Consider the following 17,542-nt stretch of genomic DNA (forward strand, 5'->3'; position numbering starts at 1 on the left):
GCCGGCCCCGGGCCCGGCACGGCGACTTCGCACGCCTGCCGCCCCGACGAACCACCCGGCGTTTCCCGCGAGGCGCCGGCATTGACCCCGGGGAACCCCTGGTGTGTGATCGTTGCGCGGCACCGGGCCGATTCCCGCGGCCCGGGCCGTGCATCACCGAGATAATCTCCGGGACAGCGTAGATATTCTGCGGATGAGTTAATTCCCCAGGGTTATGGGGAAGGCTTTTCCTCTCCTAGACTCACGGCTCATGACAACACCGGTTTATGGAGCACAACAGGCCTACGGTGCTGGGCCGCAGGTCGGCAAGGCACACGCCACGGTTTCCTACGTCGGCATCGGCGGCGCGATTCTCGCCGCCATCGGCTCGGCCCTCGCCTGGGTCGAGATCAGCATGGGCGGCAGCAGCGAGACGCTCAAGGGCACCGACGGCGACGACGGCATGATCGTCATCATCGCCGCCATCGCCGCGGCGGTGCTGTTCGCCCTGGGCATCGGCCTCCGCAAGGCCGTGGTCAGCGCGATCGGTGCGCTGCCCGGGCTGGCGGTGCTGGTCTTCGCGGTGCTCAACGTCGCCGACGCCGAGCGCCTGCCGACCCAGAACGCCGAGGACGACGGCGTCTCCTCGGAGGAGATCACCGAAGTACTGAAGATGGTGGACGTCTCCACGTCGTTCGGCGTGTACGTCGTCCTCATCGGCGGCCTGGTCGCCGTCGCGGCGGGCGTGATGGCCTTCCTCAAGCGCAGCGCCTGACACATCAGCGCCTGACCCGAAGACGGCAACGCCGCACACAAGGGCGGCAGCGCCCGACATAAGCGCCACCGCACCGACGCATTACGCACCTCCCGCCGAATTCACCCGTATTCCGGGACCGCCGAAAAATTCCCGGCGGTCACCGTACGGCCGTCGCCGCCACGCGGTCGGCCCGGGGAATTCGGCGGGCCAGGGCGTCCCAGAGCAAATTGAGCGGATGGTCCGGGCCGACCCGCTCGCGCTCGCCTTTACGCACGAAAATCCCGACCGCGTGCTCCACCGCGTGGCCCGGACCGCGGTCGTCCACCACCGGCAGGACGCGCAGCGCCGTACCGCCCGGGATGCGGCCCTCGCGGACCGCCCTGCCGATGCCCTCGGTGACCAGCATGCAGCCGTACATCGGCAGCCGAGAGCTGAGCAGTTCGAGGCCGAACGGCACCGCGTCGATCTCCGCCGCGATGGTCAGGTTGTCCCGGTACGCGGGCCCGAACCACGTGCGCAGGAAGTCCGCGATCAGCCCGCTCCTCGGTACCGCGAGCGGCAGCGAGGGCAGTGCACCGACGGGCACGGGGCCGTCGGGCACCCGGTCGGCCGGCAGGTTCGTCAGCAAGTACAGGTCGCCGCGGGCCAGTTCCATGACCTCGCAGTCGCCGGGCGTCGCGTCCGCCCCCACGCGCGTGACGACGCTGCCGCACACCAGGTCGATCTCCTTGGCCCGCAGCCGCTCCAGGAAGTTCCGGGTGCGCACGTGCTCGACCTTCAACTCGACACCGCGCCGCGCCAGTTCATCGGCGATGTCGGCGCAGGCGTCGGCCATCAGGCTGAGCGTGTACCGCGTCGTGCCGACGGTCAGCGTCCCGTCAACGCGGCTGCGGCAGTCGCGTATGCGCTGCGCCCAGTCGCCCAGCGTCGTGTGCGCCATGTCGACGAGGGTCCGCCCGGTGCCGGTGAACAGGACGTCCCGGCCCCGGCCCTGCTTGACGACCAGGGGTTCCCCGCACATCTCGCGGAAGTTCCGGTTGAGGGTGTCGAGTTGCTTCTGCACACTGGACTGCTCCCGGTCGAGCAGGCGGGCCGCGGCGAGCGCGGTGCCGGTCGCGTGCACGGCGACGAGCGTGCGCAACTGGTCCAACGTCGTGTCGAGCAGCGGCGCCGGCGCGCTCAGCGGTGGGCGCGGCCGATCCGCACGGGGTTGCGGCACTGGTGCCGGTGTGAGGGCTTCCGTCTGCTGCGGCCTGGTCCGGCCGGGTGCGGACATGGGGGTTCCGTCCCGAGGGGGTCGAGGGCGTCGTATGGCGTGGAGCCGGGCGAAGGACGCTACCAGTGCCGACCGGATTTCTGCCGTGCGCGGTGCGATTCGACGTGATCCGGATACCGCGAGGCCGAGGTGAGGCATGTCACCCGGCGGCCCGCATCCGACCGCCCGACGCGCGACCCGCCCGAGGTCACCGGCAACCACGCGCGACCACGCGCAAACGTCCGCAAAACCACCGGTGGACCCGCGCGGCCGCGGGTGACCTACGCCCACAAGTCGGTGATGGCGATGTCCAGTTCGGCGAGCAGCGTGCGAAGCAGCGGCAGCGACAGGCCGATCACGTTGCCCGGGTCCCCGTCGATGCCCTCGATGAACGGCGCCGACCGGCCGTCGAGGGTGAACGCCCCCGCCACGTGCAGCGGTTCGCCCGAGGCGACGTACGCCGCCACCTCCTCGTCGCTCGGTGTGCCGAAGCGCACCACGGTCGACGCGGTCGCCGACACCCGGCGGTCCTTGAGGGTGTCGACCACGCAGTGCCCGGTGCGCAGGACGCCGGAACGGCCGCGCATCGCGTGCCACCGCGCGGTCGCCTCCTCGGGCGAGGCGGGTTTGCCCAGCGCCTGGCCGTCGAGTTCGAGGACCGAGTCGCAGCCGACCACCAACTCGCCGTCCGCGCACACCTCCGCGACGACGCGCGCCTTCGCCTCGGCGAGGACCAGGGCGAGTTCGGCCGGGGTCGCCGCGGTCAGGGCGTCCTCGTCGAAACCGCTCACCCGTACCTCGGGGGCGAGGCCGGCGTCGCGCAGCAGGCTGAGGCGCGCGGGGGAGGCGGAGGCGAGGATCAGGCGGCGGATGGGCGTGCGCTGGGACATGGTCCCCAACGGTAGTGCAGCCGCCGCGGCCGCAGGGACGGCGTGTGCGGCCGTACGCCCGGCCCGTCCCGCGTGCCGTGTCTCGTGTGCCGTGTCTCGCGTGGTGCCCCGGCACACGCGACGTCTACCACGACGCCAGCATCGCCACCACGACGATGATCAGGACCGGCAGCAGATAGACGACGCGGCGCAGGTGGTCCACGGCTCGGCGCAGTTCCTCCGGCGGTTCCTCACGTATGCGGCGCATGCCGTCCATGGTCCGGCCGGGGCGCGGCCGGGCTCTTGAGTACGTGTACTCAATTCATTTGGGGGCCACCTCAGGGCACTTGAGCCCCAGGGGCACCAGGAGCGGCGCGGCGGCGGAGGCGAGACACCACCGCCGCGGTCAGCGCGTCCAGCCGCTGGCCCGCCACGCGCCCGGACCGGGCCGCAGGGGTGTGCGGACGAGGCGCGCGGGGGCGTTCCACTCGGACGGGGCCGGAGCGGGCGCGGCCGCCCCGCCGCCGGACGCCTTGGCGGCGATGACGGTGACGATCGCGGCCAGTTCCTCGGGGGTCGGCTCGCCGCGGACGATCTTGATCATGGGGTTCGTGCTCCCTGCCGGTCGTGGGCCGGGGGGGGGGGGGGGGGGGGGGGGGGGGGGGGGGGGGGGGGGGGGGGGGGGGGGGGGGGGGGGGGGGGGGGGGGGGGGGGGGGGGGGGNCGGGGGTCGGCTCGCCGCGGACGATCTTGATCATGGGGTTCGTGCTCCCTGCCGGTCGTGGGCCGGGCCGTGGGACGCGCCACCGGTGGCCGGTGCCGCATCCCACGGCGCGCCGGTCACAGCGGAATGTTGCCGTGCTTCTTCGGCGGCAGCGTCTCGCGCTTGCCGCGCAGTGCGCGCAGCGCCTTGACGACGTGCGCGCGCGTCGACGACGGCATGATGACGGCGTCCACATACCCGCGCTCGGCCGCGACGTACGGGTTGCACAGCGTGTCCTCGTAGTCCTGGATCAGCTCGGCGCGGCGCGCGTCCGGGTTCTCCGCGGCCGCGAGCTCCTTGCGGTACACGATGTTGGCGGCGCCCTGCGCGCCCATGACCGCGATCTGCGCCGTCGGCCACGCCAGGTTGACGTCGGCGCCGAGGTGCTTGGAACCCATGACGTCGTACGCGCCGCCGTACGCCTTGCGCGTGATGACGGTGACCAGCGGCACCGTGGCCTCGGCGTACGCGTAGATCAGCTTCGCGCCGCGCCGGATGATGCCGGTCCACTCCTGGTCGGTGCCCGGCAGGAAGCCCGGCACGTCGACGAACGTCAGCACCGGGATGTTGAACGCGTCGCAGGTGCGCACGAAGCGCGCGGCCTTCTCCGACGCGTCGATGTCGAGCGTGCCCGCGAACTGCATCGGCTGGTTCGCGACGATGCCGACGCTGCGGCCCTCGACGCGCCCGAAACCGACGATGATGTTCGGCGCGAACAGCGGGTGGACCTCCTGGAACTCCGCGTCGTCCACGACATGCTCGATGACCTTGTGCATGTCGTAGGGCTGGTTCGCGGAGTCCGGGATCAGCGTGTCGAGTTCGAGGTCGTACTCGCTGGTCTCCAGGTCGGCGACCTCGGGGAACGCGGGCGCCTCTTCGAGGTTGTTGCTCGGCAGGTACGAGAGCAGGCCCTTGACGTACTCCAGGGCGTCCTTCTCGTCGCCGCCCATGTAGTGGGCGTTGCCGGACTTGGTGTTGTGCGTGCGCGCGCCGCCCAGGTCCTCCATCGAGACGTCCTCGCCGGTGACCGTCTTGATGACGTCCGGGCCGGTGATGAACATCTGGGAGGTCTGGTCGACCATCACGATGAAGTCGGTCAGCGCGGGGGAGTAGACGTGTCCGCCGGCCGCGGCGCCCATGATGAGCGAGATCTGCGGGATCACGCCGGACGCGATGACGTTGCGGCGGAAGATCTCCCCGTACAGGCCCAGGGAGACGACGCCCTCCTGGATGCGCGCGCCGCCGCCCTCGTTGATGCCGATGATCGGACGGCCGGTCTTGATCGCCAGGTCGAGGACCTTGACGATCTTCTCGCCGTAGACCTCGCCCAGGGAGCCGCCGAAGATGGTGACGTCCTGCGAGAACACGCACACCTCGCGACCGTCGACCGTGCCGTAACCGGTCACGACGCCGTCGCCGTAGGGGCGGTTCTTCTCCAGGCCGAAGTTGGTCGACCGGTGCCGGGCGAACTCGTCGAGCTCGACGAACGAGCCCTCGTCGAGCAGGTACTCGATGCGCTCGCGGGCGGTCATCTTGCCCTTGGCGTGCTGCTTCTCGACCGCGCGGGCCGAGCCCGCGTGCACGGCCTCATCGATGCGGCGACGCAGGTCGGCGAGCTTGCCGGCCGTGGTGTGGATGTCGGGATCGCCCTGTACCGGGTCCATTGCGCGGGCTCCTGTCAAGTCGAACAGCGGCGATCCGTAGCGTATCCGCGCGCCGAAACACGTTCTCACCGCCCCGTCCGAACGCCCTCCCCCGGCGTCCGGCACGCGCCCCCGAGCAGCACAGGGATCCGGCGGACACGACCTAGTCTTGCCACATGACCGGAGCCCCCGAAGCCCCCCAGCCCTCCCCGTGGACCGACCTCGACCGGCCTCCCCTGCGTGAGGCGGCGCTGCGCCGGGCGCTGGAGGGCGCCGGCGGCCTGTGGCGCGAGGTCCGCGTCGTCGCCGAGACCGGCTCGTCCAACGCCGACCTGGCGGCGCGCGCCGCGGAGGACGAGGGCCTGGTGCTCGTCGCCGAGTACCAGAACGCCGGGCGCGGGCGCCTCGACCGGCAGTGGACCGCGCCGCCGCGCTCCGGGATCTTCGTCTCGGTGCTGCTCAAGCCCGAGGACGTGCCGGTGCCGCGCTGGGGGTGGCTGCCGCTGCTGGTCGGCGTCGCGGCGGCGCGGGCGGTGAGCCGGGTCGGCGGTGTGGACGTACGCCTCAAGTGGCCGAACGACCTGCTCGTCGGCGACCGCAAGCTGGCCGGGATCCTCGCCGAGCGCGCGGGCACGGGTGTGGTGGTCGGTATGGGCCTCAACGTCACGCTGCGCGAGGACGAGCTGCCGGTCCCCGGCGCGATCTCGCTCGCGCTCGCCCAGTCGATCACCACCGACCGCGACCCGCTGCTGCGTGCGGTGCTGCGCGAGCTGGAGACCTGGTACCAGGGCTGGCGCGCGGCGGGCGGGGACGCGCGGGCGAGCGGTCTGCACGCCGCGTACACCGAGTCCTGCGCGACGATCGGACGCCGGGTCCGCGTCGAACTCCCGGCAGGCCGCGTGCTGGTCGGCACCGCCACGGGCGTCGACGACGACGGCCGCATCATCGTCGCGGGCCCGGACGGCCCGGAGGCGGTGGGCGCGGGCGACGTGGTCCACGTACGCCCGGCGCAGGACGCTCCGCACACCTGAGGCCGGGTCTCGGTCGGGACGGTCGTGGTCCCTGAAGACCGTGGTCCCTGAAGATCGCGCTCCTTGAAGACCGTCGTCCTTGAAGACCGCGGTCCTTGAAGGCGCGGTCCCTGAAGATCGTGGTCCTTGAAGGGCGTGGTCCGCGAGCTTCGCGTCGCCGACGCGGCTCCGGTGTCGCACGCGCCCCTCGCTTCCCGCGTGTCCGGCGGGCCGGACTGCTCCGTTCGGCGCACAATTTTCCTGTGCGGTCCCCTGCGCGGCAGGTGTGGACGGAGGTGGGGGCGGTGGCGGCTCGGCGGCACGGTGACGAGGTCGACCTCGTCTTCCGCGAGCATTGGCGGGTCCTGGTGCGGCCCGTCGTCATGCTGTTCGCCGTGGTGGCCGTCGCGGCTTTCCTGGCGTCCATCGCCCCCGGCGGCGGGAGCGGTCGCAACTGGGCCCGCATCGCGGTGTTCGTGATCGCCGTCGCGGCCGTCGTGCACTGGACGGTCGTCCCGTGGCTGCGCTGGCTGACCGACCGGCACATCGTCGCGGACGGCCGCCTCGTCGTGCGCTCGGGGTTGTGGACGCAGGAGGGCCGCGCAATAGCGCTCACCCGCATCGAGGACGTCACCTTCACGCAGGACTCCATGGTCGAACGCGTGCTCGGCATAGGCACCCTGCGCGTCCAGTCCGACGACGGGCGCGAGCCGGTCGAGATCGTGGGCCTGCCGCGGGTCACCGACGCGCAGGCCCGGCTGCTGCGGCTGGTCGACCTCGCGCGCGACGCCGAGTACTACGCGGAGCGGGCCGGGGAACCCCGCGGCGCGCCGCCCGCACGTACCGTGCAAGATCATGACGGGGGAGCGGGCTGACCGGTGTGATGCCGGACACGTAAGGTGGGCCTGACGAGACACCCTGACCCCATGGTGGAGCGCATGCCCGAGGAGAGTGCCCGGGACGGGCACCGCGTCGACGGCCGGACGACCCCGGCCCGCGATCGCGGGAACCACGGCCCCGACGAACAGGACCGCGAGGACCCCGAGCAGAACGGCAGCGCCGCCGGTGCGTCCGGCCCGGCGAACGCCAGGGCGTCGGGCGTGCAGAAGGACAGCAGTTGGCTGCCCGACCTGGACGACGCCGAGGCCGTCCAGCACTCCATCTCCGACATGGAGGAACTGGTCCTCGGCGCCCCCCGCCGCTACACCTCGGGGCAGGTCGCGCACCTGGTCGGCGTTCCGCTGGAGGAGGCGCGGCGGCTGTGGCGCGCGCTCGGCTTCCCGGACTTCGGCCCGGCCCGGGCGTTCACCGACGCCGACGTCGAGGCGCTGCGGCACCTGCTCGACCTGATCTCGACCGGGCTGCTGCCCGAGCCCGTCGCCGCGCAGTTCGTACGGTCCGTCGGGCAGACGATGGCGCGTTTCGCCGAGTGGCAGACCGAGGCGTGGGTCGAGTACATCGGCGGCGAGCTGACCGGCGAGCGCTCCGAGCAGGTCGTCGGCGGCGCGGGCGACGTGATGCCCGAGCTGGAGTCGCTGGTGCTCTATGCATGGCGCCGCCACCTCGCCGCCGCGACCACGCGCGTCATGGAGTCGCTCACCGACCACAACACCGTCGGCCAGCGCCTCGCCGTGGGCTTCGCGGACCTGGTCGGGTTCACGCGCCTGTCGCGCAGCCTCTCGGAAGCCGAGTTGGGGCGCCTCGTCCAGACGTTCGAGGACGCGGCGTCCGACGTCATCACGTCGCTGGGCGGGCGGCTGGTCAAGACGCTGGGCGACGAGGTGCTGTTCGTCGCGTTCAAGCCGGAGTCGGCGGTCGAGCTGGGGCTGCGGATGGTCGAGGTGATGGCCGAGGAGCCGGTGCTGCCCGAGCTGCGGGTGGGGATCGCGTACGGCCAGGTGCTGTCCCGCATGGGCGACGTGTTCGGGACCACCGTGAACCTGGCGAGCCGCCTGACCGCGCTGGCGCCGAAGAACACCGTGGTCATCGACCGCGACCTGGCCGCCGCGCTGGGCGAGGTCCCGGCGTACGAGCTCCAGCCGATGTGGCGCCGCCCGGTGCGTGGCCTGGGGCTCGTCGAGCCCTGGACGGTCGGACGGCCGGGCGTGCGCGAGCCGGAGGTCGACGGCACCGCGATACCCGACCAGGCAGGGCCGGTGGGCTGAGCCGGGGAGCCGACGGGCTGAGTCTGCGGAGCCGCTACGCCCCGCCCCGGGTGTCGGTGCTCGTTGTCAGACTGCCGGGCATGGCTACGTGGAAACAGTTCGAGGCCGAAGCGGGGGAGGTCGCCCGCGACGTCCGGCAGCGGTTCGAGTCGGCCGAGACCCATGTGCTTGCGACGTTGCGCAAGGACGGGGCGCCGAGGGTGAGCGGCAGCGAGGTCGACTTCCGGGCCGGTGAGCTCTCCTTCGGCTCGATGCTGGACGCCGTCAAGGCGCGCGACCTGCGCCGGGACGGACGCTGCGCGATCCACGCGCACCCCGCCGCGAACGGCGACGCGAAGATTGCCGGTGTGGCCGTCGAGGTCACCGACCCGGACGAGAAGGCCGCGTTCACCACGGGCGGCGAACCGCCTGGCGGCTTCCACTCCTTCCGGCTCGACCTGCACGAGGCCGTGATGACCGGGGTCGAGGGGGACGAGCTCGTGGTCCGGATGTGGCGGCCGGGACGCGGCGTGGAGACGTTCAGGAGGAAGTGAGCGGCACAGGGGGGTGGTGCCGGGAGGTGCGTGCGGGGGCTCTGTAACGGCGTCGGCTTCGTTCGACGCGGCGCGGCGCGGCCCGGTCCGGCCCGACACGGTTCCTGGGGTTCGGTTCTGTTCAGCTCGGCGCAGGTTGGCTCAGCTCAGCTCAGCTCAGCTCAGCTTGCGCCGCAGTTCGCGCAGCGCCGGCCGGAACAGGCTGCGTTCGAGGTGGCGCACCTGCTCGTGCCCGCCACCGGACTCGTCCTGCGGCGCCGCCCAGGCGTACCGCGCGGACCACACCACCCGCGCCATCGTGCCGCCGATGATCGATTCGACGCGCAGCGTCGCCAGACACGGTCCGTCGAAGCGGAGGCCGCAGGGGTGCCGGTCCAGGTCGAGAATTTCGTACGTATAACGGCAATCCGGGTCGTCGTGCTCCACCAGGCGCTCGCGCAGCGTCGCGCCGCCGGGGGCGTGCACGTGGCGGATGCCCGGTTCGGCCCCGTCCGGGTGCTCGGCGAGCGGCAGCGGGTACCACGGGGACGGGTCCCGGAAGTCGCGGACCACGTCCCAGACCTGGTCGGCGGGCCGGTCTATCACGGTGGTGACGGAGAGTGTCGGCACTGGTCCTCCCTGTCCGGCACGGTACCGGCTCGGTCGGGCGGCGGGGAGGGGCCTGCCGCCGCGCGCGCAATCGGGCTGCCGCACCGCGCCGCGGGACCCGCCGGTACGCGACGGTATGGACACGCGGCGTTGCCAAGTCGGTACGGAGGAGTAAGGTGCGAAGGGCGTGGACGGAGGGTCCCGTGGGGTTTCGGCGGCGCACCGCACCCATGGGGGGTTCCCAGGGGGATGAGCACCGGCAAGTGAACGCACTGTGACGAATCGTCTACAGATGTGACCTTTTTCTGCTGCGAATACGGCAAATAGCGACATACTCTGAGTGGTGTCGGGCGGGGCCGAACGACGGCCGACACGGTGGCCCGGGCGCTGTCCCAGGCTGTTCGGCGGTGCCGGAACAGCCCCTCGGACACGCGCCCCCGGGTTCTCTCGTCGGCATACCCGTAGGGAGGCGAGGTGAGGGAAGTCGTAGCGCGCGCAGGCCCGCAAGGGCACGAACGGCCCGACCCCGGCGACCGGCGTACCGCGGCGGACGCGGCCGCCTCCGAGCCCGCGTCGCCGGACTCCGGGACCCCCGGCACAGGCCCCGCGGAGCGCCCCGGCCGCGCGGACCGCGGCGGCAACGGCGACGGCTCCGCCCCGGACGCAGCCAGACGCCTGCACGCGGTCATGGAGCTGGCCAAGGCGCTCGCCACCGCACACACCCTGATGGACGTGGTCGGGATCTCCGCTCGGCAGGCCCGCCTCGCGATGGACGCCGCCCTCGCCTCGATCTCCGTGTGGGAGCGCGACTCGGGGCACCTGCGCGTGCTCGTCAACGACGGCGACCTGGCCGAGGGCGAGGAAGCGCTGCCGCACGCCGAGACGTACGCCGTCACCGACTTCCCCGAGATCATCGACCCCGCGACCTGGCCCACCACCTGGTCCAACTCGGTCGACGAGCACGACTCCGACCACGAGCGCGTGGTGGCGCTGCGCCGCCGCGGGCGGCACGGCTGCATGGTCGCGCCGATCATGGTCGAGGGCCGCGTGTGGGGCGAGCTGTATCTCGCGCGGCACGCCGAGCAGCCGCGCTTCGACGCGGTGGACGCCGAGTTCGCCGCGGTGCTGGCGGCGCAGATCTCGGCCGGGCTCGCCCAGGCGGAGCACTACCAGCGCATCGAGAAACTGGCGTTCACCGACCCGCTCACCGGCCTGGCCAACCGCCGGGCGATCGATGCGCGCCTGGACGCGGCGATGGCCCGGCACTACCGCGAGGGCACCGTCGTCAGCCTGATCGTGTGCGACGTCAACGGGCTCAAGCGGCTGAACGACGAACGCGGCCACGACGTGGGCGACCGGCTACTCGAACGCTTCGCCGACCAGTTGTCCGCGTGCAGCGCGATGCTGCCCGGGTCGATGGCGGCCCGGCTGGGCGGCGACGAGTTCTGCGTGCTCGCCGAGGGCTTCAGCCCGGACGAGGTGGTCGCGGTCGCGGAGGACCTGTGCCGCCGGGCGCTGCGCATGCACGACGGCGAGGGCGTGGCGTGCGGGGTGGCCTCGACCGGTGATCCGGTGGGGCCGGTGACGAGTGCGGACCGGTTGTTCCGACTGGCCGACGCGGCGCAGTACCGGGCGAAGGGCAGTCGGGCGATCCACCCGGTCGTCGCGGGTCGCGGGCAGCCGCCGGACCTGACGGTGTCGCTGGCGGGCGGCGAGGCACCCGTACCGACGGATTCGGCGCCGGCCGGGATGCCGCTGCGGGACCGGCGGCGGTTCCGCGGGGCGCTGCACAACGCGGACCCCGGGCGGCTGCTCGCGGCGGTGCTGGGCGCGCTCGACGAGCGCGAGCCGGGGCGGGTGCACCGGGCGGACACGCTCGGCCGCCTGGAGATCGTCGCGGACACCTTCGCGCGCGCGTTGGACGGTGTGGCGTGGTGGATCTCGTACGTGCCGCCGCACGGCCGCTCGCTGCGCACCGTGCGCTACTCGATCCACCGCATGACCGGCTCGCCGAGCGCCGCCCGGGCGCGGTACGAGGCGACCTCGACGGAGTACGACCTGCGTGCGTACCCGGCCTCGGCGGAGGCGGTGCAGGGCGGCGGCTTCGTCCAGCAGGTGGGGGACCCGGGGAACGATCCGGCGGAGGAGGACCTGCTGCTGGTCGGCGGCTACAAGGCGATGGTCGTCGCGGGCGGCACGAACGCGGCCGGGGGGTGGCTCGTGGAGGTCTTCACGGACGGCCTGAGCCTGCCGGTACAAGGGTTGGCGCCGGTGCTGAGGGCTTTGGTGGCGGTGGCGCTGACGGGCGGGGCTTCGCTGCCGGAGTGAGTCCCAACGAGTAGGCGTACGCGGAGCTCGCCACCGGCCCCCTACAGGCGGATGCGGTCCGCGCGGGCGTAGACGTTTGCGGTCTCGCCGCGCAGGAACCCCACCAGCGTCACCCCCGCGTCCTCGGCCAGCTCCACCGCCAGCGACGACGGCGCGGACACCGCGGCCAGCAGCGGGACCCCCGCCATCGCGGCCTTCTGGGTCAGCTCGAACGACGCGCGGCCGCTCACCGCGAGCAGGTGTCCGGACAGCGGCAGCCGCCCCTCCCGCAGCGCCCACCCCACCACCTTGTCGACCGCGTTGTGCCGCCCCACGTCCTCGCGTACGCACACGAGTTCGCCGTCCGCCGTGAACAGCCCCGCCGCGTGCAGCCCGCCCGTCGCCTCGAAGACGCTTTGTGCGGCGCGGAGTTGCCGCGGGAGCGCGTACAACACCTCTGGTACGACCCGCACTTCGTCGGCCGCGACATCCCATCGCGCGATCCGACGCAGCCCCTCGATGCCCGCCGTCCCGCAGATCCCGCACGCGCTCGACGTCCACACGCCGCGCTGCAAGCCCGGGTCGAGCGGCGGCACGTGCGCGCCGAGGACCGCGTCGACCACGTTGTACGTGTTGCGCCCGTCCTCGTCCGCCCCCGCGCAGTACCGCATCCCCGCGAGGTCGCGTGTCCCGCCGATCACGCCCTCCGCGACCAGGAACCCCGCGACCAGGTCGAAGTCGTCGCCCGGAGTGCGCATGGTCACCGTCAGCGTGCGCCCGCCGACGCGGATCTCAAGCGGCTCCTCCGCCGCCAGGGTGTCGGTGCGGCGCACGGAGTCGCCGCCGTCGAGGCGGAGGATCTTGTGGCGGCTGGTGACCCTGCCCACGTGGCGGCTCCTCGTTTGCTCTTCGCTCGTCGCGCGATCGTTCCTCGACTGTCCCGCGACCATCCCGCATTCGGTCCCGGGCACACACCCTGCGGATTGCCGTCTGCGTGTACACGCCGCATTGTGCCGCCCCCAGCCTTACGCACCCGGCGACTCCGACGTGCCGCCGGTCCACGCAACCATCCCGCGGGGGTGCGCCCCACCCCGCGCGACCGCCCGACCCCGCGCCCCGGACGTCCCCCTCCCGTGCCCCGAACGCCCCTTCCCCGTGCCCCGGCGCCGCCTCCCTGCGCCCCGAACGCCCCTTCCCTGCGCTGAGAACACCCCCTCCCCGCGCAACCGCCCCCACCCACCCCCCACTCTGTCGTCAACTATGCACATAATGTGCTTGTGAATAAGGATCTGCACGGCGGCTCCGCTCCCGCCGCCACCGTCACCGTCGCCGAAGCCGGTCTGACCCCGGCCGACGTCCTCGCCGTCGCCCGCCGCGGCGCCCGTGTCGACCTGTCCACACGCGCCCTCAAGGCCATGGCCGCAAGCCGCGCGGTGGTCGACGACCTCGCCGCGTCCCCGCGCCCGGTCTACGGCGTCTCCACCGGCTTCGGCGCGCTGGCCACCCGCCACATCAGCACCGAACTGCGCACCCGCCTCCAGCACTCGCTGGTCCGGTCGCACGCCGCCGGGATGGGCCCGCGCGTCGAGACCGAGGTGGTCCGTGCCCTGATGCTGCTGCGCCTGAAGACCCTCGCGTCGGGGCGTACCGGCGTACGGCCGGACGTCGCCCAGGGCATGGCCGCGCTGCTCAACGCGCGCATCACCCCCGTCGTGCACGAGTACGGCTCGCTCGGCTGCTCCGGCGACCTCGCCCCGCTGTCGCACTGCGCGCTCGTGCTCACCGGCGAAGGCGAGGCGGAGGGCCCCGACGGCACGGTCCGCCCGGCCGCCGAACTCCTCGCCGAACACGGCCTGACGCCGATCGAACTGCGCGAGAAGGAGGGCCTCGCCCTCATCAACGGCACGGACGGCATGCTCGGCATGCTCCTCATGGCCCTCGCCGACCTCGCCGCGCTTTTCACCGCCGCCGACGTGACCGCCGCGATGACCCTGGAAGCGCTGCTGGGCACCGACCGCGTCCTCGACCCGGCCCTGCACGCCATCCGCCCGCACCCCGGCCAGGCCGCCAGCGCCGACAACATGCTGCGCGTGCTCGCGGGATCGGGCATGACCGGGCACCACCAGGACCAGAAGCCGCGCGTCCAGGACGCCTATTCTGTGCGGTGCGCACCGCAGGTCGCCGGCGCGGGCCGCGACACCCTCGCGCACGCCGCCCTCGTCGCGGAACGCGAACTGGCCGCCGCCGTCGACAACCCCGTCATCCTCGACGACGGGCGCATCGAGTCCAACGGCAACTTCCACGGCGCGCCCGTCGGGTACGTCCTCGACTTCCTCGCCGTCGCGGTCGCCGATCTCGGCTCGATCTCCGAGCGCCGCACCGACCGCCTCCTCGACCCCGCGCGTTCGCACGGGCTCCCGGCCTTCCTCGCGGACGACCCCGGGGTCGATTCCGGCCTGATGATCGCCCAGTACACGCAGGCGGCGCTCGTCTCCGAGTGCAAGCGGCTCGCGGTCCCGGCGTCGGTCGACTCGATCCCGTCGTCGGCGATGCAGGAGGACCACGTGTCGATGGGCTGGAGCGCCGCCCGCAAGCTGCGTTCCGCGGTCGACAACCTCACGCGCATCCTCGCGGTCGAACTGGTCGCCGCCGCGCGGGCCACCGACATGCGCTCCCAGTCCGGCGGCCTGACCCCGGCCCCGGCCACCGCGGCGGTCATCGCGGCGCTGCGTGCGGCGGGCGTCCGGGGCCCCGACTCCGACCGCTTCCTGTCCCCGGAACTCGTCGCGGCCGAGGAGTTTGTACGCTCGGGCGCGCTGGTCCGTGCGGCCGCCGAGGTCGCGGGGCCACTGGCCTGACGCGTTGCCCCCGGCCCGGGGGCAGCCCCGCGCGGCGACGAGAGCGCACGGAGAGCGGAAGGGAGAGGGGGAGCAATGGTGGCGGTGGACGGCACGTCCGACTCCGGAGCCGACGGGACACGCGGCTCCGTACCCGAGCCGGAGTCCGACAAGGACCACAAGTCCGGTGATCCCGGCAATCCCGGGGAGTCCGACAACCACGACAGCCCCTCCTCCCGCCTCCTCGCGCTCTTCGAGCAGCACCGCCTGACCCCCACCCAGCGCCGCATCGCGCACTGCCTGGTCCGGCACGCGGGGGAGGCGCCGTACCTGTCCAGCGTCGAGGTCGCGCAACTGGCCGGGGTCAGCCAGCCGTCCGTCACGCGCTTCGCCGTCGCGCTCGGCTTCGACGGCTACCCCTCCCTGCGCGCCCGCCTGCGCACCCTCGGCCTGCCGGTACGCACCGAGACCGAGGCCGAGGTGCACCGCAACGAGTACGTCGGCGCGGTGCACGCCGAGATCGCCAACCTGACCCGCCTCGCCGAACAACTCGCCGACCCCGGACCCGTCACCCGCGCCGCCGCCCTGCTCGCCGACTCGCGCCCGCTGATCGTCCTCGGCCTGCGCACCGGCATGGCCCCGGCACGCGGCTTCGGCTACTTCGCCGCGAAGGTGCTGCCGGACGTCCGCGTCCTCGACGAAGGCGGCTCCCTGCTCGCCGACCGCCTCGACCAGGCCCGCTCCGCCGGCGCGACCGGCGTCCTGTGCTTCGCGCTGCCGCGCTACCCGCGCGAACTGACCGACGCGCTGCGTACCGCCAAGGACATGGGCCTCCGCATCGTCACCATCGCCGACGGCCCCTTCGCCCCCGCCGCGGCCCTGTCGGACGCCGTCCTGGTCGCCGGAGTCAGCGGCCAACTCGTCTTCGACTCCTGCGGCGCCCCCATGCTCCTCGGCCAGGTCCTGCTCCAGGCCATGTGCGACATCACCCCCGGCCGCGCCCAAGCCCGCCTCGAAGAGTTCGACCGCCAAGCCGCCGACCGCAACCTCTTCGAGTCCTGACCGCCGCAGCCCCAGCCCGCGGCAGACGTTTCGACCGCCGCACCACTCCGGTCCTTCAGACCAGCGATCGCCCCGGTTCCCGGTTCGCGCGGGTTCCCCATGCCGGTGCGTTCGAGCGGATTCACGGAGCGGTCGACCTCGACTGCCTCGTACGGGGCCGGACGCTTCGAAGGCGGCCACCTGGGTGAGGGGGACGGTCACAGCTGACGCCCCACCTCGGGGCCCGATGGGGGTTCGCGCGAGGATGACGCGCCGGGCCCTTGCGCGGGAGGGAGCTGCGGCGCGGCGCCGCGTTCGCGTCGTCGGAATGGGCTTCGCGGTGGGAATCCACGGGTGAGAGCGCCCAGAAAGCCCGAGTGTTTCAGCTTGGCTGATTTCGGAGCGACAGCGGGCGCTTCACGGCCGTGTGCGGGCGTATTACTAGGGGACGTTCCCGGCTCGACGCCCAGCTCCGTGTTGATTTCTTCATTCGTCCGGTAGGTCGAGGCGATTACGCTCTTCCAGGGATCCGGGGATTTCGAGTTCTTTTGGTACAGTGAGTCGGCGGTCGGCCCCACGGGATTTCCGTACTTTTTCTTGTTGCGTTTCTCGAGCTTTTTCACTTCCCTCGGATCCATCCGATTTCGGGTTACCAGCTTAGCCGAATTGCGCATGTCCACAAGCTTCCTGGCTATTGCCTCCTCTTTCTCCCCGGCATTGCGCATTCTCGCCTCGACGTTTTCCATGTCTTGGACAAGGTCAAGGTAGCTTCTCCTCACCTCGACCAGGCGCGCGCGATCGGAAGGCTGCGCTCCCGAAACTCTGGCGGCCGCTGAGGCGATTGCGCGGGTGACGCGGGCCATTGCCGCGCCGATGCCGCCGGCCGCAGTGTGACCTGGCGGCGGGTCAGGTTGACCCATATGCGAAAACATCCTTTGCTGACGGCTCGGTGGTCGGCAGGCCGACCCGGTGCAAAGAGTAGCGCCGTCGGCACGCCACAAGAATGCGTGGAAAGCGGCAGGTAATTGCCCGCGCGGATACCGCGCGCTCCGGCGGCCGGACCGACGGCCGCTGCTGCGGCATCATCCGCACACCGAATAACTACCTGAATTCGGTCGGTGAAATCGTAGAACCCGACGACCGGGTAGGGCGGTCATGGCGCATCAGGGAATGCGTACGGCCGCCATTGCAGCCTCCGAAATTCCTCACGGAGAACCGAGAAAAGCACAGTAGGCGACGTGCGTCAGGGAAATACGTCGCAGGAGAGGATGGCGACGTCGCGCGTGATCCCTCCTGCTGGGACACGCGTCACCATCCCCGCTACCTGCGCCGTGTTCGTGGCCGTGCCGGCTGGCCGCGGCGGTTCTGGGGCCGCGGATTGCGGTCGCCGCCGCCTCGGCTCCAGGCGAGGCCGACGATCACGCCGACCAGTGCGGCGCCGCCTGCGATGAGGGTGGTGGCGGCGTAGCGGGGGGTGCTGAGGAGGAAGCCGCCGGTGCAGAAGAAGAGGCCGGTGAGCAGGATCGCCAGGGCGACGCCGCTTTCGCGTACGCGGTCGCGTCCGAAGGCCAGGAGTGCGCCGGACGCCCCGACCGCCAGGGCGCCGAGTGCCGTCAGGCCCCAGATGAGCTGCTCAAGTTGCATCGCGGTGCCGCCCGGCCCTCTCCTCGTCGTGATCACAATGCGGATCAAATCTCCCAAAAGCCTAACCGGGTGGACGACAAGACCCCTGTTCGGCTCCCTGAAGACGAGATACATTCACTCTCGAAGGCTTTGAAGATTTCCATGCAAGCCGC

17 protein-coding genes are annotated in these 17,542 nt (G+C 72.2%); 8 read left to right on the plus strand and 9 right to left on the minus strand.

Annotation, left to right across the window (positions count from 1 at the left end):
- The first annotated feature begins 250 nt into the window (after positions 1 to 250).
- Positions 251 to 754, plus strand: a complete 504-nt coding sequence (locus ACRX5S_RS15330; protein ID WP_436773457.1) for a hypothetical protein — start codon at positions 251 to 253, stop codon at positions 752 to 754.
- A gap of 139 nt (positions 755 to 893) precedes the next feature.
- Here ACRX5S_RS15330 and ACRX5S_RS15335 read toward each other — a convergent pair whose 3' ends face one another.
- The 5 genes from ACRX5S_RS15335 to ACRX5S_RS15355 all read right to left on the minus strand — a co-directional run bounded on the left by ACRX5S_RS15335 (position 894) and on the right by ACRX5S_RS15355 (position 5,286).
- On the minus strand, positions 894 to 2,012 hold the full coding sequence (locus ACRX5S_RS15335; protein WP_436773458.1) for a LysR family transcriptional regulator: 1,119 nt from the start codon (positions 2,010 to 2,012) through the stop codon (positions 894 to 896).
- Positions 2,013 to 2,272: 260 nt separating this feature from the next.
- On the minus strand, positions 2,273 to 2,881 hold the full coding sequence (locus ACRX5S_RS15340) for a nucleoside triphosphate pyrophosphatase (protein ID WP_436773459.1): 609 nt from the start codon (positions 2,879 to 2,881) through the stop codon (positions 2,273 to 2,275).
- A gap of 124 nt (positions 2,882 to 3,005) precedes the next feature.
- Entirely contained in the window at positions 3,006 to 3,128 is a 123-nt protein-coding gene (locus ACRX5S_RS15345; RefSeq protein WP_436773460.1) for a morphogenic membrane protein MmpB, read from the minus strand.
- A gap of 138 nt (positions 3,129 to 3,266) precedes the next feature.
- Positions 3,267 to 3,464 carry an acyl-CoA carboxylase subunit epsilon gene (locus tag ACRX5S_RS15350; protein ID WP_436773461.1) on the minus strand — a complete coding sequence of 66 codons (198 nt, stop codon included), beginning with the start codon at positions 3,462 to 3,464 and terminating at the stop codon, positions 3,267 to 3,269.
- Positions 3,465 to 3,699: 235 nt separating this feature from the next.
- Positions 3,700 to 5,286, minus strand: a complete 1,587-nt coding sequence (locus ACRX5S_RS15355; protein ID WP_436773462.1) for an acyl-CoA carboxylase subunit beta — start codon at positions 5,284 to 5,286, stop codon at positions 3,700 to 3,702.
- Between the two features lie 155 nt (positions 5,287 to 5,441).
- Here ACRX5S_RS15355 and ACRX5S_RS15360 point away from each other — a divergent pair, with 155 nt between their 5' ends.
- The 4 genes from ACRX5S_RS15360 (at position 5,442) to ACRX5S_RS15375 (ending at position 8,973) form a co-directional block, all read left to right on the plus strand.
- The gene (locus ACRX5S_RS15360) at positions 5,442 to 6,296 is read left to right on the plus strand and encodes a biotin--[acetyl-CoA-carboxylase] ligase (RefSeq protein ID WP_436773463.1); all 855 of its coding nucleotides are present in this window, start codon (positions 5,442 to 5,444) and stop codon (positions 6,294 to 6,296) included.
- 242 nt (positions 6,297 to 6,538) lie between these two features.
- Positions 6,539 to 7,150: a PH domain-containing protein gene (locus ACRX5S_RS15365; protein WP_436773464.1), complete on the plus strand. Its 612-nt coding sequence runs from the start codon at positions 6,539 to 6,541 to the stop codon at positions 7,148 to 7,150.
- 51 nt (positions 7,151 to 7,201) lie between these two features.
- A complete protein-coding gene (locus ACRX5S_RS15370) occupies positions 7,202 to 8,440 on the plus strand; it encodes an adenylate/guanylate cyclase domain-containing protein (RefSeq protein WP_436773465.1) in 1,239 nt (412 codons plus the stop codon).
- A gap of 80 nt (positions 8,441 to 8,520) precedes the next feature.
- Entirely contained in the window at positions 8,521 to 8,973 is a 453-nt protein-coding gene (locus tag ACRX5S_RS15375; RefSeq protein ID WP_436773466.1) for a pyridoxamine 5'-phosphate oxidase family protein, read from the plus strand.
- Positions 8,974 to 9,129: 156 nt separating this feature from the next.
- On the opposite strand, the gene ACRX5S_RS15380 is transcribed toward ACRX5S_RS15375, so the two are convergent.
- A complete protein-coding gene (locus ACRX5S_RS15380) occupies positions 9,130 to 9,582 on the minus strand; it encodes an SRPBCC family protein (protein ID WP_436773467.1) in 453 nt (150 codons plus the stop codon).
- A gap of 453 nt (positions 9,583 to 10,035) precedes the next feature.
- On the opposite strand from ACRX5S_RS15380, the gene ACRX5S_RS15385 reads away from it, so the two are divergent.
- Positions 10,036 to 11,889, plus strand: coding sequence for a sensor domain-containing diguanylate cyclase (locus ACRX5S_RS15385; RefSeq protein WP_436773468.1), 1,854 nt, complete (start codon positions 10,036 to 10,038; stop codon positions 11,887 to 11,889).
- 41 nt (positions 11,890 to 11,930) lie between these two features.
- On the opposite strand, the gene fdhD is transcribed toward ACRX5S_RS15385, so the two are convergent.
- Positions 11,931 to 12,755, minus strand: coding sequence for a formate dehydrogenase accessory sulfurtransferase FdhD (gene fdhD, locus ACRX5S_RS15390; protein WP_436773469.1), 825 nt, complete (start codon positions 12,753 to 12,755; stop codon positions 11,931 to 11,933).
- A 402-nt stretch (positions 12,756 to 13,157) separates the two neighbouring features.
- Between fdhD and hutH the strand changes: the two genes are divergently transcribed.
- Both hutH and ACRX5S_RS15400 read left to right on the plus strand, forming a co-directional pair.
- Positions 13,158 to 14,726, plus strand: coding sequence for a histidine ammonia-lyase (hutH, locus tag ACRX5S_RS15395; RefSeq protein ID WP_436773642.1), 1,569 nt, complete (start codon positions 13,158 to 13,160; stop codon positions 14,724 to 14,726).
- A gap of 75 nt (positions 14,727 to 14,801) precedes the next feature.
- Positions 14,802 to 15,767 carry a MurR/RpiR family transcriptional regulator gene (locus ACRX5S_RS15400; protein WP_436773470.1) on the plus strand — a complete coding sequence of 322 codons (966 nt, stop codon included), beginning with the start codon at positions 14,802 to 14,804 and terminating at the stop codon, positions 15,765 to 15,767.
- Positions 15,768 to 15,964: 197 nt separating this feature from the next.
- On the opposite strand, the gene ACRX5S_RS15405 is transcribed toward ACRX5S_RS15400, so the two are convergent.
- The gene (locus tag ACRX5S_RS15405) at positions 15,965 to 16,666 is read right to left on the minus strand and encodes a hypothetical protein (protein WP_436773471.1); all 702 of its coding nucleotides are present in this window, start codon (positions 16,664 to 16,666) and stop codon (positions 15,965 to 15,967) included.
- A gap of 400 nt (positions 16,667 to 17,066) precedes the next feature.
- A complete protein-coding gene (locus tag ACRX5S_RS15410; protein ID WP_436773472.1) occupies positions 17,067 to 17,426 on the minus strand; it encodes a hypothetical protein in 360 nt (119 codons plus the stop codon).
- Between the last annotated feature and the right edge of the window lie 116 nt (positions 17,427 to 17,542).

It is taken from the genome of Yinghuangia sp. YIM S09857 (genome assembly GCF_051388915.1).
GTDB lineage: Bacteria > Actinomycetota > Actinomycetes > Streptomycetales > Streptomycetaceae > Yinghuangia.

Coding starts and splice junctions, on each gene's coding strand:
- ACRX5S_RS15375 (WP_436773466.1), top strand. CDS start 8,521: ATGGCTACGTGGAAACAGTTCGAGGCCGAAGCGGGGGAGGTCGCCCGC.
- ACRX5S_RS15405 (WP_436773471.1), bottom strand. CDS start 16,666: ATGGGTCAACCTGACCCGCCGCCAGGTCACACTGCGGCCGGCGGCATC.
- ACRX5S_RS15355 (WP_436773462.1), bottom strand. CDS start 5,286: ATGGACCCGGTACAGGGCGATCCCGACATCCACACCACGGCCGGCAAG.
- ACRX5S_RS15345 (WP_436773460.1), bottom strand. CDS start 3,128: ATGCGCCGCATACGTGAGGAACCGCCGGAGGAACTGCGCCGAGCCGTG.
- ACRX5S_RS15350 (WP_436773461.1), bottom strand. CDS start 3,464: ATGATCAAGATCGTCCGCGGCGAGCCGACCCCCGAGGAACTGGCCGCG.
- ACRX5S_RS15340 (WP_436773459.1), bottom strand. CDS start 2,881: ATGTCCCAGCGCACGCCCATCCGCCGCCTGATCCTCGCCTCCGCCTCC.
- ACRX5S_RS15370 (WP_436773465.1), top strand. CDS start 7,202: ATGGTGGAGCGCATGCCCGAGGAGAGTGCCCGGGACGGGCACCGCGTC.
- ACRX5S_RS15400 (WP_436773470.1), top strand. CDS start 14,802: ATGGTGGCGGTGGACGGCACGTCCGACTCCGGAGCCGACGGGACACGC.
- ACRX5S_RS15335 (WP_436773458.1), bottom strand. CDS start 2,012: ATGTCCGCACCCGGCCGGACCAGGCCGCAGCAGACGGAAGCCCTCACA.
- ACRX5S_RS15360 (WP_436773463.1), top strand. CDS start 5,442: ATGACCGGAGCCCCCGAAGCCCCCCAGCCCTCCCCGTGGACCGACCTC.
- ACRX5S_RS15330 (WP_436773457.1), top strand. CDS start 251: ATGACAACACCGGTTTATGGAGCACAACAGGCCTACGGTGCTGGGCCG.